Source organism: Streptomyces cinnabarinus (assembly GCF_027270315.1).
In the GTDB taxonomy this organism is placed as follows: domain Bacteria; phylum Actinomycetota; class Actinomycetes; order Streptomycetales; family Streptomycetaceae; genus Streptomyces; species Streptomyces cinnabarinus.
Map to the genome: position 1 here is coordinate 8,151,191 of NZ_CP114413.1, position 15,045 is coordinate 8,166,235.

The 15,045-nt window shown below is 73.2% G+C and carries 18 protein-coding genes; 10 read left to right on the plus strand and 8 right to left on the minus strand.

Annotation, left to right across the window (positions count from 1 at the left end; genetic code table 11):
• Positions 1-82: 82 nt before the first annotated feature.
• Complete coding sequence (locus STRCI_RS36795; protein WP_269663324.1) at positions 83-1,579, minus strand: APC family permease; 1,497 nt, start codon at positions 1,577-1,579, stop codon at positions 83-85.
• Positions 1,580-1,704: 125 nt separating this feature from the next.
• On the opposite strand from STRCI_RS36795, the gene STRCI_RS36800 reads away from it, so the two are divergent.
• The 3 genes from STRCI_RS36800 to STRCI_RS36810 all read left to right on the plus strand — a co-directional run bounded on the left by STRCI_RS36800 (position 1,705) and on the right by STRCI_RS36810 (position 3,416).
• Positions 1,705-2,418 carry a TetR/AcrR family transcriptional regulator gene (locus STRCI_RS36800; protein WP_269663325.1) on the plus strand — a complete coding sequence of 238 codons (714 nt, stop codon included), beginning with the start codon at positions 1,705-1,707 and terminating at the stop codon, positions 2,416-2,418.
• Positions 2,419-2,479: 61 nt separating this feature from the next.
• The gene (locus STRCI_RS36805; protein ID WP_269663326.1) at positions 2,480-2,944 is read left to right on the plus strand and encodes a pyridoxamine 5'-phosphate oxidase family protein; all 465 of its coding nucleotides are present in this window, start codon (positions 2,480-2,482) and stop codon (positions 2,942-2,944) included.
• Positions 2,945-3,023: 79 nt separating this feature from the next.
• Positions 3,024-3,416, plus strand: coding sequence for a VOC family protein (locus STRCI_RS36810; protein WP_269663327.1), 393 nt, complete (start codon positions 3,024-3,026; stop codon positions 3,414-3,416).
• Here STRCI_RS36810 and STRCI_RS36815 read toward each other — a convergent pair.
• The 3 genes from STRCI_RS36815 to STRCI_RS36825 all read right to left on the minus strand — a co-directional run bounded on the left by STRCI_RS36815 (position 3,413) and on the right by STRCI_RS36825 (position 5,414).
• A complete protein-coding gene (locus tag STRCI_RS36815; RefSeq protein ID WP_269663328.1) occupies positions 3,413-3,757 on the minus strand; it encodes a DUF4235 domain-containing protein in 345 nt (114 codons plus the stop codon). The genes STRCI_RS36810 and STRCI_RS36815 overlap by 4 nt on opposite strands.
• Before the next feature lie 9 nt (positions 3,758-3,766).
• Positions 3,767-4,777 carry a glutathione S-transferase family protein gene (locus tag STRCI_RS36820; protein ID WP_269663329.1) on the minus strand — a complete coding sequence of 337 codons (1,011 nt, stop codon included), beginning with the start codon at positions 4,775-4,777 and terminating at the stop codon, positions 3,767-3,769.
• Positions 4,778-4,964: 187 nt separating this feature from the next.
• The gene (locus tag STRCI_RS36825; protein ID WP_269663330.1) at positions 4,965-5,414 is read right to left on the minus strand and encodes a nitroreductase family deazaflavin-dependent oxidoreductase; all 450 of its coding nucleotides are present in this window, start codon (positions 5,412-5,414) and stop codon (positions 4,965-4,967) included.
• 255 nt (positions 5,415-5,669) lie between these two features.
• Between STRCI_RS36825 and STRCI_RS36830 the strand changes: the two genes are divergently transcribed.
• On the plus strand, positions 5,670-5,870 hold the full coding sequence (locus STRCI_RS36830; RefSeq protein ID WP_269664739.1) for a ferredoxin: 201 nt from the start codon (positions 5,670-5,672) through the stop codon (positions 5,868-5,870).
• Here STRCI_RS36830 and STRCI_RS36835 read toward each other — a convergent pair.
• Positions 5,845-6,750, minus strand: a complete 906-nt coding sequence (locus STRCI_RS36835) for a sigma-70 family RNA polymerase sigma factor (RefSeq protein ID WP_269663331.1) — start codon at positions 6,748-6,750, stop codon at positions 5,845-5,847. The genes STRCI_RS36830 and STRCI_RS36835 overlap by 26 nt on opposite strands.
• A 66-nt stretch (positions 6,751-6,816) precedes the next feature.
• Between STRCI_RS36835 and STRCI_RS36840 the strand changes: the two genes are divergently transcribed.
• Complete coding sequence (locus tag STRCI_RS36840) at positions 6,817-7,494, plus strand: FMN-dependent NADH-azoreductase (protein WP_269663332.1); 678 nt, start codon at positions 6,817-6,819, stop codon at positions 7,492-7,494.
• A 2-nt stretch (positions 7,495-7,496) separates the two neighbouring features.
• On the opposite strand, the gene STRCI_RS36845 is transcribed toward STRCI_RS36840, so the two are convergent.
• Positions 7,497-8,048, minus strand: a complete 552-nt coding sequence (locus STRCI_RS36845; protein ID WP_269663333.1) for a TetR/AcrR family transcriptional regulator — start codon at positions 8,046-8,048, stop codon at positions 7,497-7,499.
• Positions 8,049-8,143: 95 nt separating this feature from the next.
• Between STRCI_RS36845 and STRCI_RS36850 the strand changes: the two genes are divergently transcribed.
• Positions 8,144-8,590: a nuclear transport factor 2 family protein gene (locus STRCI_RS36850; RefSeq protein WP_269663334.1), complete on the plus strand. Its 447-nt coding sequence runs from the start codon at positions 8,144-8,146 to the stop codon at positions 8,588-8,590.
• 9 nt (positions 8,591-8,599) lie between these two features.
• Complete coding sequence (locus STRCI_RS36855) at positions 8,600-9,133, plus strand: flavoprotein (protein ID WP_269663335.1); 534 nt, start codon at positions 8,600-8,602, stop codon at positions 9,131-9,133.
• On the opposite strand, the gene STRCI_RS36860 is transcribed toward STRCI_RS36855, so the two are convergent.
• Complete coding sequence (locus STRCI_RS36860) at positions 9,130-9,990, minus strand: hypothetical protein (protein ID WP_269663336.1); 861 nt, start codon at positions 9,988-9,990, stop codon at positions 9,130-9,132. The genes STRCI_RS36855 and STRCI_RS36860 overlap by 4 nt on opposite strands.
• A 182-nt stretch (positions 9,991-10,172) precedes the next feature.
• Between STRCI_RS36860 and STRCI_RS36865 the strand changes: the two genes are divergently transcribed.
• Positions 10,173-11,141, plus strand: coding sequence for an aldo/keto reductase (locus STRCI_RS36865; RefSeq protein WP_269663337.1), 969 nt, complete (start codon positions 10,173-10,175; stop codon positions 11,139-11,141).
• A gap of 1 nt (position 11,142) precedes the next feature.
• On the opposite strand, the gene STRCI_RS36870 is transcribed toward STRCI_RS36865, so the two are convergent.
• Entirely contained in the window at positions 11,143-11,940 is a 798-nt protein-coding gene (locus tag STRCI_RS36870; RefSeq protein ID WP_269663338.1) for a phytanoyl-CoA dioxygenase family protein, read from the minus strand.
• 69 nt (positions 11,941-12,009) lie between these two features.
• Between STRCI_RS36870 and STRCI_RS36875 the strand changes: the two genes are divergently transcribed.
• Positions 12,010-12,945, plus strand: a complete 936-nt coding sequence (locus STRCI_RS36875) for a helix-turn-helix domain-containing protein (protein WP_269663339.1) — start codon at positions 12,010-12,012, stop codon at positions 12,943-12,945.
• A gap of 301 nt (positions 12,946-13,246) precedes the next feature.
• Positions 13,247-15,043, plus strand: coding sequence for a ricin-type beta-trefoil lectin domain protein (locus tag STRCI_RS36880; protein WP_418953407.1), 1,797 nt, complete (start codon positions 13,247-13,249; stop codon positions 15,041-15,043).
• The last annotated feature ends 2 nt before the right edge of the window (positions 15,044-15,045 follow it).

The window sequence follows — 15,045 nt, forward strand, 5'->3', positions numbered from 1 at the left end:
TCAGGGGCGCGGGGCTGTGTGGATATGCGGCTCCGCCGCGTGGGCGCGACCAGCCACAACGAAGCCGCACAAGACAGACGACCTACCGCGGCACAACCACCGAAGCGGCCGGCGCCTCCGCAGCGGTACCCCGGCCGGTCCGGAAGTAAGAAGACTTCCGCACCCAACGGGCCCACGCCGCAGCCACAAACCCGGACCCGATCATCACCAGAGGAGTCGCCAGCAAGAACCACCCGTTGTCCGCGCTGACCTCGAAGTGATCGGCGGAGGTGTAGAAGGACCACCCCAGATACCCGCCGAGCCCGAGCAGGGACAGCGCACTCAGCGTGGGCACGACCACCGCCCGCATCCCCTCCCGCCAGTCCTCCCGGAGCAGCCCGCGAAAGCGCACCGCCGCGGCGAGTGCGGTGAGCGCGTAGGACAAGGCGACCACAATCCCCACCGCACTCACCGTCGCCGTGATCATGTCCGCGAGGCGCGGGATGACCAGGGCGAGGGTCGCGACCGCCGCCGCGAGCGCGCCGATGAGGAGCGTCCCGGCGGCCGGAGTCCCGTATCGGGGGCTGACCTTGGACCACACCGGCCCGAGCGTACGGTCCCGGCTCATCGCGAACATCCCCCGGGCCGCCGGGATCACGCCGGCCTGCAGCGAGGCCACTGCCGAGAACATCAGCGCCACCAAGGGCAGTACCGCCAGCGGCTGATCCGCCAGCCGCTCACCGAAGAAGGCCAGCCCCTCGGCGCCATGGCCCGCCAGCTCCTCCTCCGACAGGACGCGTTGGAAGGCGACCGAGCCGAGCAGGAACAGCGCCAGCATGGTGAACAGGGTGGTGAAACCGGCCCGGGAGGCGTCGCGGGGGTCGCGGACCTCCTCGGTGACGGTGAAGGCCGCCTCGAAGCCCCAGTAGCAGAACACCGACAGCAGCAGGCCCTGCGCCAGCGCCGTCGGGGACGGGATGGCGAACGGGTCGAACCAGCTCAGGCTGAAGTCGTGCGGCCCGGTGACGATGCCGTAGCCGCAGAAGCCCAGCAGGACGACGTACTCGAAGACCAGCAGCCAGCCCTGGAGCCGGGCCGCCTTGCGGACGCCGGTGACGGCCGTGAGGGTGACGGCGACCAGCACCACGATGCCGACCGCGGTGGTCTGCGCGGTCGACCCGGGGTCCAGGTCCAGGCCGCCGAGGCGGTGCAGCCCCGCGTCCCCGGCGAGCTGGATGAGGGCCGAGCCGGTGACCGCCGTGGTGTACGCGAGGAAGGCCACCGTCGCCACGATGGTCACCCAGCCGACCATGAAGCCCAGCCAGGGGTTGAGCGAACGGCCCACCCATACATAGGCGTTGCCCGCGTTCGGCTCCACGCGGTTGAGGCGGGTGTAGGCGCCCGCGATGCCCAGCACCGGCAGGAACGCCAGCAGCATGATCGCCGGCAGATGCAGGCCGACCACCCCGGCGGTGACCCCGAGGCCGATGCCGATGCTGGTGGTGGCCGCCGTACTGGACGCGGCGATGGCGACGCCGTCGAGGACGCCGAGGGACTTGCGCAGCACGGGTGGTTCCACGGCTGGGGGAGTGTCGGTCATGGCGGGCTCCGCTCGCACCAGGGGGCCTGGTCGGCCCCGGTGACCGCACATGAAACTGGCCGTGCACTTCACAGGTCAACGGTGTTGTCATAAGGTGCGGCCACTGGGATCGGGGAGGAGCCGCCATGACCGACCGCGTTGTCCCGGCCGCCGACCGGCGGCGCAGGCGCCCCACCAAACAGGGCGTCGTGCTGTCCGAGGAGCTGATCGTCGCCACCGCGCTGCGGCTGATCGAGGAGCACGGCGCCGAGGCCCTGTCCGTGCGCCGCCTGGGCCGCGCCCTCGGCGCCGACCCCAGCTCCCTGTACCGCTACTTCCGGCACACCGACGACCTGCTGCTGGCCGTCGCCGACGAGCTGATCGGCCGTACCCTGCGCACCTGGCGGCCCACCGGCGACTGGCGCGCCGACCTGCGCGACCTGGGCCTGCGGATGCACGAGGGGGCGCTCGCGCACCCCCGGGCCGCTGTGCTCAGCGCCTACCGGGTGACCGGGCGCGCACACGAGATCCAGGCCGTGGAGACCATCCTCGGCGTGCTGCGCGGGGCCGGTTTCCCGGACGCCGAGGCGGTGCGCGTCTATCACGCCTTCGTCGACCAGGCCCTCGCCTTCGGCGCCCTGGACTCGGCGAGCACGGCCCTGCCCAAGGCCGCCAGGGACGCCGAGAGCGCCGTATGGAAGGCGACGTACGCCCGGCTGCCCGCCGACACCCACCCGCACATCGCGGCGACGGCCCGGCATCTCGTCGCCGACATGCGGCTCAGCTCGTATCCGGCGGCGCTGGACCTGCTGCTGAGCGCGGCCGGGGCGCGGCTGGCGGAAATCCGGGGACGGGCATGATCACCCGCTGCCACACTGGTCGGCGACCACCGTCGAGGTCCCTACAGGAGGCTGTCCCACCATGACCCCGCCGCCCGCACGTCCCGCGAAGCAGCGCAAGCTCGACACCCTCAACCGGCTGGAGCACGACGAGGACGTGTGGGTCGCCACCGCCTCCCCCGAAGGCGGGGCGCCCTATCTCGTACCGCTGTCCTTCCTCTGGGACGGCGAGACGCTGCTCCTCGCGACCCCGGCCGCGAGCCCCACCGGCAGGAACCTCAAGGCGACCGGCACGGCGCGGCTGGGCGTGGGGCCGACGCGGGATGTGGTGATGATCGAGGGCACGGTCGACGCCCTGACCGTGGCCGAACTGCGCGCGGGTGAGGCGGACCGGTTCGCCGCCGGGACCGGCTTCGACCCCCGTGAACTCACCACGGAGTACCTGTACTTCCGGGTCCGGCCGCAGCGCGTCCAGGCCTGGCGCGAGGCGAACGAGATAGCCGGGCGGGAGCTGATGCGCGACGGAGCCTGGCTGGTCGCGGACTGATTCCGCCCGGCCGGGATATCCGCACGGTGGAGGGCAACGGGGCGGTTCGGCCCCGCGCCCGCGACCGTACGGAGGAGACATGGCACTGGTGAAAGCGGGCGTCGTGGTGCTCGACTGCGCCGAGCCCGAGCGGCTCGCCGTGTTCTACAGGGAGCTGCTGGAGGGTGAGCAGACCCACGAGAGCGCCAACCGAGTGGAGATCAGGGGCGCCGGCGGCACCCGGCTGGCGTTCCGCCGGGACGTCGGCGCGACCCCGCCGAGCTGGCCGCGCCCGGAGAACTCCTTCCAGGTCCACCTGGACTTCGTGGTGGCGGACCTGGACGAGGCCGAGCGCCGGGTGGTCGGCCTCGGCGGGCGCCCGCTGGAGACCAAGGACGCCGCGGGCCCGTTCGAGGAGCGCGGCTACGCCGACCCGGCCGGCCACTCCTTCACCCTGCGCCGAGTCCCGCCGACGGCGCCGAAGCAGGGCTAGGCCCCGGCCTTCTCCTTCTTCTTGGCCTCCTTCTTGGCGGCCTTCTTGGTGTCGCCGGACGGCCACACGCCCGTGGACCGCTCCACGGCCTTCGCGCCGGTGCGGTTCACGGCGCTGCGGACCACCGCGAAGATGGCGCCCTGGAGGGCGGCGGCCAGCAGGACCTCGCCCCAGCCGCGGTCCCGGTCCAGGGGATCGGGGGCGTCGTCCTCGTGCCGGATCGCCTTCCAGGTCGTCTGGAAGGCGACACTCGCGAGCGCGCCGCCCACCCAGCCGATCACGAACCCGAGGGGCTTGTAGGCGAGCGGGAGTTTGAGCTTCTGCTGCTTCTTCTTGGCCACGTCTGCCTCCTAAGCGGTCAGGGCCGGAACCTCCTCGGCCGCGGGCACCGGACCGGGCGCGGTTCCGGTGCCGAAGGGCCGACCGCCCAGCCTCTCGCGATCATGCGGGCTCCGCCAGCCGGACAGGTCAGGTCCGAGGGGCACGATGCCGGTCGGATTGATGCCGGTGTGCACCCGGTGGTAGTGCCGTTTGATGTGGTCGAAGTCGACGGTGTCACCGAATCCCGGTGTCTGGTAGAGATCGCGAGCGTACGCCCACAGCACCGGATTCTCCGTCAGCTTCCACCGGTTGCACTTGAAGTGGCCGTGATAGACGGCGTCGAACCGCACCAGCGTGGTGAACAGCCGGACGTCCGCCTCGGTGATCGTGTCGCCGACCAGGTACCGCTGCCCCGCGAGCCGCCGCGAGAGCACCTCCAGCCGCCGGAACACCCCCGCGCAGGCCGCCTCGTACTCCTCCTGGTCCACGGCGAACCCCGCCTTGTACACCCCGTTGTTGACGTCCGCGTAGACCTCCGCCATCACCGTGTCGATCTCCTCCCGCAGCTCCCTCGGGTACAGATCCGGCGCCCCCTCCCGGTGCAGTGCCCGCCACTCGGTGGCCAGATCCAGGGTGAGCCGCTGGTAGTCGTTGGTGACCAGCTTCCCGCTCGGCACGTCCACCACCGCGGGCACGCTCACCCCGCCCGGGGCGCCCTTCTCCCGCGCCTCGTAGGCCTCGGCGAGGAAGCGGATGCCGAGCACGGGGTCGCGGCCGTCCGGGTCGAGGGTGAAGCGCCAGCTGCGGTCGTCCTGGAGGGGGTCGGCGACGGCCATCGACAGCGCGTCCGCCAGCCCGAGCAGCCGCCGGGAGATCACCGCCCGGCTCGCCCACGGACAGGCACGGCTGACGACCAGCCGGTATCGGCCCGCCTCCACCGGCCAGCCGTCCCGGCCGTCGGCGGTGATCCGGTCGGTGAAATGGCTCGCGGAGCGGGTGAACGAGATGTGGCCGTACGCCGCGTTGCCGTCGTCGGGCATGACGCCCTCCTCCTGGTCGGACACCCACCGGGTGCCCCGATTCCGGCCGACGGCACGATGGGTTCCCACCTGCCCGGGCGCACGGCGGGGCCCCGCCGCGACGGGGGAACGCGGCGGGGCCTGACGCTCGGGTGCCCCGCGGATGCGGGTTCATGCGTCCCGGGACGAAGAATTTCCGCGGGGACGGTCAGTCGCCGTCGACCGGCTCCAGCACGAACACCGGGATCACCCGCTCGGTCCTGAGCTGGTAGTCGGCGTACGGCGGATAGGCCGCGACGGCCCGCTCCCACCACTCGGCCTTCTCCGCGCCGGTGATCTCACGGGCCGTCATGTCCCGCTTCTCCGCCCCGTCCTGGAGCTCCACCAGGGGATCGGCCTTGACGTTGTGGTACCAGACCGGGTGCCTGGGCGCCCCGCCCAGCGAGGCGACCGCCGCGTACCGGCCCCGGTGCTCGACCCGCATCAGCGGTGTCTTGCGGATCTTCCCGCTCCGCACGCCCCGCGTGGTCAGCAGGATCACCGGCAGCCCCGTGTCCCGCAGCGTCGTCCCCTCGGTGCCGCCGGAGCTCTCGTACCGCTCCACCTGCTCGCGCACCCACTGGGTCGGGCTGGGTTCGTACTCGCCGTCCAGAGGCATCTCATCGGTCCCATCGTCGTGTTCCGCGACTGGCTTCCCCTCTACAACACAGATGCGTGCGCGATTCATCCACCTCGGACGGGCTTCTCGAATCCGGCCCCGTGAAAACCGGCCCCGTGAAAACCGGCCCCGTGAAAACCGGCCCCGTGAAACCGGCCCCGTGAAACCGGCCCCGTGAAAACCGGCCTCGTGAAAACCGGCGACACGGGCCGGGGGATGCTGGAATCCCCCGTGGCCCGGTACGAGGCTCCGGACATGCACATCGACATCGACACGGACATCTGCATCGGCGCCGGTCAGTGCGCCCTGGCCGCGCCCGGCGTCTTCACCCAGGACGACGACGGCTTCAGCACCCTGCTCCCCGGCCGGGAGGACGGCACCGCGGACCCGATGATCGGCGTGGCGGCGCGGGCCTGCCCGGTCGGGGCCATCACCGTGTCGGCGCCGGCCGGCTGAGCCCCACCGGATCGAGGACGGCCACCTCGGTACGGCGCAGCCGCTCCGGGGCGGCGATCACCTCGTACGCGGTGATCCGCTCGCCCTCGACACCGACCCTCAGGGCGAGCAGCAGCCGCCCGTGCGGGGCGACGACGATGCCGGCCCGGCCGTCGACGAGGGCCACCGCCGCGCACCGGGAGCGGTCGCGCAGCAGTACGGTCCCCTCCGCGACGGCGCGGGCGCCGCGCAGTTCTGGGGCTATCCCGGGCGGCAGCGCCGCGAGGTCGGCGCGGCGCACCACGTCGGGGGCGAGCACGTCGAGCAGCGCGCCCAGGTCCCCGCCCTGCGCGGCGGCCAGGAACGCCTCGACGACCCGCCGGTGCCGGTCGAGTTCGGCGCCGTCCACCGCGGGTGTGCCCCGGACCTTGTGGCGGGCGCGGCTGGCCAGCTTCTTCGCCGCGGGCCGGGAGCGGCCCACGACCGCGGCGATCCGGTCGAAGGGCACGCCGAAGAGGTCGTGCAGCACGAAGGCGACCCGCTCGGCCGGGCCGAGCCGGTCCAGGACGACCAGCAGGGCGAGCCCCACCGAGTCACCGAGGACCGCCGCGTCCTCCGGGCCGCCCGTGCCCGCGGCCCGCTCCGGCGGCCGCTCCCCGAACGGCTCCTCGCGCCGGGCCGAGGGGGCGCGGAGCATGTCGAGGCAGATCCGGGAGACGACCGTGGTCAGCCAGGCCGACAGGCTGTCGATGCCGTCGTCACCGGTGCGGACCAGCCGCAGCCAGGCCTCCTGCACGGCGTCGTCCGCCTGGTCGGGTGAGCCCAGCAGCCGGTGGGCGATGGCCCGCAGCCGCCCCCGCTCCGCCTCGAACCGCCGTGCCAGCGTCTCGTCCCCGGCCATGGGTCACCTTTCCTCGCCGTGTGCCGTCACCCCTGTGACGTATCCCGCCGCACCGAGGTGACCACCATGAACCTGCTGCACATCGACTCCAGCGCCGACATCGAGGCCGACTCCGTGTCCCGGCGGCTGACCGCGCTGTTCGCCACCGCCTGGCGCGCCGCGCACGGCACCGGCGGGCACCGCCATCGCGACCTGTGCGCCGACCCGGTGCCCCCGCTGACCGCGGGCCAGGCCACCCTCGGCCGCCGCGTCCAGCGGTCCGGCCCGGTCGCGCCGGAGAAGGTGTCCGCCCTCGTCGAGAGCCCCGCCGAGGAGCGGGAGTGGGCGCTCACCCTGCCCCTCATCGAGGAACTGCGCGCCGCCGACACGCTGTTGCTCGGGGTGCCGATGTACAACTTCGCCGTACCCGCCGCGCTGAAGGCATGGATCGACCGGGTCACGTTTCCCGGCGCTTTCACCGACCCGGACACCGGCGAGAGCCTGCTGGGCGAGCTGCGGGTGGTGGCGGTCATGGCGCGGGGCGGGGGCTACGGGCCGGGCACGCCGCGCGAGCGCGACGACTTCCAGGCGCCGTATCTGAGGACCTGGTTCGGACAGCTCGGCGTCGCCCCGGACAACCTCCACCTGGTCGCGGCCGAGCTGACCATGGCCCCGAGGATGCCGCACCTGGCCGGTCTCGCCTCGCTCGCCGAGGACTCCCTGGCCCGTGCCTGCGCGACCGTGACGTCGCTCGCTGCGGCCTGACCTCAGCGGCACTCCAGCAGCCGCCGGGCCGCGTCCCGGGCCTCGGCGGCCGGCCGCGTGCTCCCCGTGATGCCCGCGGTCACCATGGCGCCCTCGGCCAGCAGGAACAGCGGCCCGGTCAGGTCGTCCGGCAGCCCCGCGTCGGCCACGAGACCGGCGAGACAGTCCCGGAACGCCTGCTTGTGGGCCCGGACCTGGGCCGTCACCCGCTCCGAGGTCGCGCCCAGCTCGCCGAAGGAGTTGATCCACGCGCACCCGCGGAAGCCGTCCTCGCCGAACCACCCCTCCAGCCAGTCGAAGACGGCGAGCAACCGCTCTTCCGGGTCGTCGGTCAGGGCGACCTGGGCCGCGAGCCGCTCGCGCCAGCGCACGTCGCGGCGTTCCAGGTACGCCTCCACCAACTGCTCCTTGGCGGGGAAGAGTTGGTACAGCCGCTTGAGGGAGACCCCGGAGGCGCCCCGGATGGCGTCCATGCCGACGGACTGGATGCCCTGGCCGTAGAAGAGTTCCTCGGCGGCGTCCAGTGCCTGCTCCCGGGCGGTCGCGCTGTCCATGGACGGTCTCTCCTTGACGTGAGAACGAGCGTTCTCCTACGGTAGCAGCACGCCGGGAGAACGCTCGTTCTCCCCTTCTGGTCACGGAGGCCGACATGACCGAACGCCCGCCCCTGCCGCCGTTCACCGCCGAGAGCGCGGCCCGCAAGGTGCAGGCCGCCGAGGACGCCTGGAACACCCGCGACCCGCACAAGGTGTCCCTCGCCTACTCCGAGGGCTCCGTCTGGCGCAACCGCGACACCTTCCTCACCGGCCGCGCCGCGATCGTCGAGTTCCTCACCGCCAAGTGGGCCCGCGAGCGCGCCTACGCCCTGCGCAAGGACCTGTGGTCCTTCGACGGCAACCGCATCGCGGTCCGCTTCCAGTACGAGTGCCAGGACGCCGACGGTCAGTGGTGGCGCTCGTACGGCAACGAGCTGTGGGAGTTCGACGGGCGCGGGCTGATGACCCGGCGCGAGGCCAGCATCAACGACGTCCGCATCGAGGAGCACGAGCGCCGCATCCACGGTCCGCGCGGGGAGGAGCCGTTGCCGGTTCAGTAAGGTGCACGGATGACCGAACAGGCCGGGAAGCCCTTCCTCTACGTCGTCGTGTGCGCCGCCGGAATCGCCTCCGGCGTGGGCAAACTCGTCACCGCCGCGCAGGAGCGGGGCTTCGAGGTCGGGGTCGTCGCGACGCCCGCCGCGCTGAACGGCTTCTTCGACACGGCGGCCGTCGAGGCGCTCACCGGCCGCCCCATCCGCTCCGCCTGGCGCACCCCCGCCGATCCGCGGCCCTTCCCGCCGCCGGACGCGGTCGTCGTCGCGCCCGCCACCTTCAACACCGTCAACAAGTGGGCGGCGGGCCTGGGCGACACCCTCGCCGTGGCCACTCTGTGCGAGGCCTACGGCCTCGGTGTCCCCGTCGCCGCCCTGCCCTGCGTGGCCGACGCGCTCGCCGCCCACCCCGCCTACCAGGAGAGCCTGGAGCGCCTGCGCGGGATGGGCGTCCGCTTCGGCGAGCCGTACACCGGCGAGCCCCAAGAGGACGGCAGGCGGCCGGAGTTCGGCTGGGAACGGGCCCTGGACCTGCTGGACCGGAGCTAGCCGCAGTCGACCGTGGGCCCCGCCAGCATGCCCCCGGTGTAGAGCGCCTGGCCCTGCGGGATCCAGTAGCCCAGCTTGGACACCACCGTGGAGCAGGTGTCCCGCAGGGCGACCCGGACGACCACGGTGGCGGGGCGGCCCGGCTGAAGGTCGGTCAGGGCGCAGTCCAGCGCGAACGGTTGACGGTCCGTCGAAGGGTGGCGGCCGACCAGCGGATTGACGCACCGGGCGTCGTCCGTGGCCAGCTCCACCCCGGAATCCTCCTCCCCGATCAGCCCGAACCGGGCGCTGCCGTCGCCCCGTTCGCTGTCGCGCGAGACGGTGTACGTCAGGGTCGTCACCGTGCCGCGCCGCAGCGTGCCCCGGTCGACCTCGACCCGGTGCGTGGGCGCCGCCTTGGGCGCGGTCAGGGTGAGCGTGGCCCGGACCGTGCCGCGCAGATCCACGCCCGAGGGGTCGGAGCGGACCCGTACCTCGGCCTCGATCTCGTAGGTGCCGGGGCCGGGATACTCCCGCGAGCCGGGCAGCGTGCCGGTGGCCGCCACCCGACCGTCGCGGCGCGCCGTCCAGGTGCCGGAGGTGAGACAGGCCGGACGGGCGGGGGAGGCGGCCCGGCGGCAGGTCGCGGGGGCCGAGACCGCCATCATCGGCGTACCGCTGCCCAGGCACAGCGACACCGAGGCGCGCTGCCCGCCGGGCCCGGACAGGATCCCGGCGGGCGCGCACAGCGTCGCCGGCCCTTCCACGGCCGCCGCCGACGGCGGATCCGGTACGGCCCACGCGGGCGCCACGACGCCGAGCGGCAGCAGCGCGGCCGCCCCCAGCAGAGTCCTCAGCCTGGCCGGACGTGTCCGCATCGCGTGCCTCCCGGGACGGTCCCGACCGGCCGAGTGCCGGTCGTCCGCACCGAGGATGCGGGAGCGGGCCCGGCGCCCGGACGCTCCCACGCCGCACGGTCACCTGCGGGCAGCAATGCGCGCCGCGCGTCCGGTCCGTACGCTCCCCCTGATACCACCCCCCGAAGGCAGGAGCAGCAACGATGCAGTACGTGAAGCTCGGTTCGACGGGCCTGGACGTGTCGCGGATCTGTCTGGGCTGCATGACCTACGGGCTGCCCGACCGAGGCGTGCACGAATGGACACTCGACGAGGAGGCGTCCCGCCCGCTCATCCGCCAGGCGGTCGAGGCGGGCATCAACTTCTTCGACACCGCCAACGTCTACTCCGACGGCACCAGCGAGGAGATCGTCGGACGGGCGCTCGCCGACTTCGCCCGCCGTGACGAGATCGTGCTGGCCACCAAGGTGCACGGCAAGATGCGGCCCGGCCCCAACGGCCACGGCCTCTCCCGCAAGGTGATCATGGCGGAGATCGACCACAGCCTCCGCCGCCTCGGCACCGACTACGTCGACCTCTACCAGATCCACCGCTACGACGCGCACACCCCGGTCGAGGAGACCATGGAGGCGCTGCACGACCTGGTGAAGGCCGGCAAGGTCCGCTACCTCGGCGCGAGTTCGATGTACGCCTGGCAGTTCGCCAAGATGCAGTACACGGCGGAGCGCAACGGCTGGACGAAGTTCGTCGCCATGCAGAACCACTACAACCTCCTCTACCGCGAGGAGGAGCGCGAGATGCTGCCGCTCTGCGCGGACCAGGGTGTGAGCGTACTGCCCTGGAGCCCGCTGGCCCGCGGCCGCCTCACCCGCGACTGGGGCACCGTCACCGAACGCAGCGCGGGCGACAACTTCGGCAGCCGGCTCTACCAGGAGGGCGACCGCACCATCGTCGAGGCGGTCACCCGGGTCGCGAACGACCGGGGCGTGCCGCGCGCCCAGATCGCCCTGGCCTGGCTGCTGCACCGCGACACGGTGGCGGCGCCCATCGTCGGCGCGCCCAAGCCGCGGCACATCGAGGACGCGGTGGCGGCGGTCGAACTGACCCTGAGCGAGAAGGATATCGAGGAACTGGAGCAGCCCTACACGGTCCGCCCGATCGTGGGCCACTGACCTAGTGCGGCCCGTGCGGTGCCGTGAACTCGGTGCCGCACGGGCCCGCGCCCGCGCTCTCCGGCAGCACGATCGGCTCGCCCCGCATCGACAGCGTCCGGTAGTAGCCGCCGATCCGCTCGGCCGACCGTCCCACGTAGTGGCCGATGAACGAACGCCGGAACCGGTCGGCGCTGCGGTTGGGTTGCGAGCCGTGCACCAGGCTGCCGTTGAAGAACAGCACGTCCCCCGGCGCCATGTCGACCGGCACCGTCCGAAGCCCCGGCGGCGGGGGTACGAACTCCCGCGCGAAGGACACGCCCGGGTCCGCCTCCTCGGGGCAGAACAGCTCCATCCGATGGGTGCCGGGCACCACTTCGAGACCGCCGTTCTCCCGGTCGATCGCCTCGCACGCGAGCCACGCCGCCACACAGGTGCCCGGCTCGACCCGCAGATAGAAGTTGTCCTGGTGCAACGCCTGTCCGCGGGCCCCGGGCGGCTTGAAGTAGAACATGCTCTGCGCGGCCAGCACCTCCTCGCCCAGCAGCTCCTCCAGCACCGCGCGCAGCCGGGGGTCGAGCAGCGTCCGCAGTGCCGGCTCGTCGATCTCGTGCGGCTGCATCACCCGCGGATACGCCCCCAGCGGGTCGCCGTCCGCCGCGCGCGGCTCGAAATGCCCCGGCACCGGACCCGCCGAGCGCAGCGCCGCGAACCGCTCGCACAGCCGGTCGGTCTCGTCGCGCCCGAACAGCCCGCGCACGACCAGGAACCCGTCCTCGCGGAACCGCCGGAGCCCGGAGGTGATGTCCGTGGCTGTCATGCGCGCACTCCTTCGGTGGGGGCCGTCCGTACGTCACGCTAGGCCGACGCCCGTGCCAGGAGGATGCCCATGCGTGCTGACGGATTGCCCAGGACTGCTGCCGGTGACCCGGCCCCGCCGCCCGGTCTGGTGGTCGTCGGGCGGTTCGACCAGTCGCCCGGGTACGTCGTGCACCGGCCCGCCGGAGCGGACAGCTGGCTGTTCACCTGGACCACCGGCGGCCACGGCGAGGTGCGCCAGGGCGCGGCCGGGACCCGGGCGTCCCCCGGTGACCTGGTGGTGCTCGCCCCCGGCGTCCGGCACCGCTACGGCGTCGCGCCCGGCGCCCGGCACTGGCGGTTCTGGTGGGCGCACTGCCAGGCGCGCCCCAACTGGCAGTCCTGGCTGCGCCCGTACGCCGCCGGGGACGGGCTGTACGTCGTCTCACCCACCCCGGACGCGCCGCGCGGCCGGATCGAGGCGGCGTTCCGGCGGATGCTCGCCGACGCCCGCTGGACCGGGACCGGGGCGCCGCCCGAGCACGGCGACGAGGCCGACCGGGTCGCCGTGGCACACGGCTCCGCGGCCCGCGAACTCGCCCTGTGCGCCCTGGAGGAGGCCGTCCTGCTGGCCGCCGCCACCGCGCGCACGCAGGTGCCGCTTCCCGGTTCCGACGACCGGGTGCGCCGCGCGGAGGCGCTGATCGCGGCCGACCCCGGCGCCCCGCACACGGTGGCCTCGCTCGCCGCGCGGGTGGCCCTGTCGCCCTCCCGGTTCGCCCATCTGTTCACCCAGCAGCTCGGCCGGTCACCGATGCGCGCGCTGCGGGAGGCGCGGCTGCGACACGCCGCACGGCTGCTGGAAGCGACCGACCTGTCCGTGGAACGCGTCGCCGCGGCCTCCGGATTCGCCAGCCCATTCCACTTCAGCCGCGTCTTCCGCGCCCGCTACGGAACACCGCCCGGCGCCTACCGGGCCGACGGCCCAAAGGTTGGCGGCACGGACCCGGGAGCGCCGGAGCCGTGATTTGCCGTGGCACGACCGGTCGAACGTGCCTGCTCAATGGTTCGGGAGGAGCCCGTCGACGCTTATTGAATACGGTTGTCCCGCCCGACTGCGATACGCGTCGGGCCTTTACTGACACAAGTTCAATTCCGAGTGTCGCGCACTCAATGCACAAAACCGCGGGAAGGCTTGTTCCGCGCTGCTGACCTGTGCAAAGGTGTGCCTCGCTCCCTTGTGTCGCAGGCTCCGGAAGAGCCGCGCCCGGAGCATACCCCTAGGTATGGACCATCGAATGCCGCATGCCCTCCGGAGGAATGCCGCCGTGCATGACGCAGGCTCGCCGAATTCCGCAGGAAACGCCCAGCCCCTCGAATTGACGGACGCGCAACTGAGCGCCGAACTCAAGAAGTGGACCGGCGCGTCGCCCGCACTCCAGCCGGTGGGCGAACTGCTCGACCGGCACTGGGCGGCGGGCTTCGCCTACGCGCGGCTGTGCACCAGCACGGCACGCGCCGCCGGAATGCTGACCACCGCGGCGTTCACGCGGCTCTTCGGACAGACCCTGCGGCAGACCGGACCGACCTCGGCGTGGCGTCCCCAACTCCTCGTCACCGTGCGGCGCGTCGCGGGGGAGTGGGACACCGACCAGCGGCGCGAACTGCTCCACCCCGAGCTGCTGTCCGCGGGTGCGGACGGGGAGCGCGCCGTCGCCCGGCTGCTGCCCCCGGCCCACCGGCGCCTGCTGTCCGGCGCCTTCCAGCGGCTGCCCCAGTCGGCCCGCTGTCTGCTCTGGCACACCGAGGTCGAGGCCGAACCTCTGGACGTACCCGCGGCACTGCTCGGCCTGGACGAGGCGGGCGCCCGCGTCGAACTCGGCCGCGCCCGCGACCGGTTGCGCGAGGAGTGCCTCCAGGTCCACCGCGAGCTCGCCCCCGACCAGGAGTGCCGCCAATACCTGCGGCTGCTCGACGTCACCTATCGGCGCGGCGGCATCGGGATCGACCCCGACCTGCGCGGGCACCTCGACCACTGCGGCCACTGCCTGGACACCGCCGACCAGTTGAACTGCTTCAACCTGGGCCTCGGCCTGCCCCTCGCCGAGGCGGTTCTCGGCTGGGGCGCCCGCGAGTACGTGGAGTCCCGGGCGCTCAGCGCCGACGACGCGAGCGTGCCCGAGGAGGCCGCGGCCATGATGGGGGAGGACTTCGGCGCCGGCCACGCGCCCGAAGCGCCCCCGGCCGCCCCACGCGCCTCGTGCAGCCGTACCGCCCGCAAGGCGGCCCGCCGTGCCGTGCGGCGCCGCAATCTCACCGTGGCCGTGCTGACGGTCGGCACCCTGGTCCTGGTCCCGCTGCTGCTGTGGTCCGCCCTGGGCTCCGAGGACGACACCGCCCCGGCCGGCCCGGGCGGCAGGACCGAGGCGGCCGGTTCCGCGAGCCGTACGCCCACCGCCGGCCCGTCGTGGGCCGGGGCCAAGGAGGCGGCCAAGGGCACGCTGACCGGGCGGCTGCACAACCTCGCCTCCGGGCTGTGCGTCGGCGTGGTCGGCGGCAAGGCCGTCAAGGGCGCCGAGACCGAACTCGTGAAGTGCTCCGCGCGGGCCGGACAGCAGTGGGTGTACGAGACCGACGGCCTCCTGCGCAGCGCCGCCGAGCCCGATCTGTGCCTGGACTCCCGGCTCGGCTACTCGGTACGGCTCTCGGCCTGCACGGACACCCGTGACGTCCGCTACGACTTCACGCTCCAGGGCGCCCTCGTCCCGCGCTGGGACCAGGACCTCGCCCTGACGCCCGCCGCCACCGACGGTTCCGGCGCCCTGGTCCTCAAGACCCGCAAGGACGACTCCGCCCAGCGCTGGGTGATCGACACCTCAAGACCCGAGCTCCAGCTCCAGGCGGTCAACTGGGACGCGCCCGCGACCACCCCGCCGGCGCCGGCCCCCAAGCCCACGCCCACCCCGTCGAAGACCCCGAAGGCCACGCCGTCCCCGACCCCGACCCCCACCACGACACCCTCACCCAGCGATTCCTGCTCGGCGGACCCGTACTCCTGCTGGGACGACGACAACGACTGGGGCGACGGCTCCTGGGGCGGCGGCCACGGCGGCGGACGCCACTGACC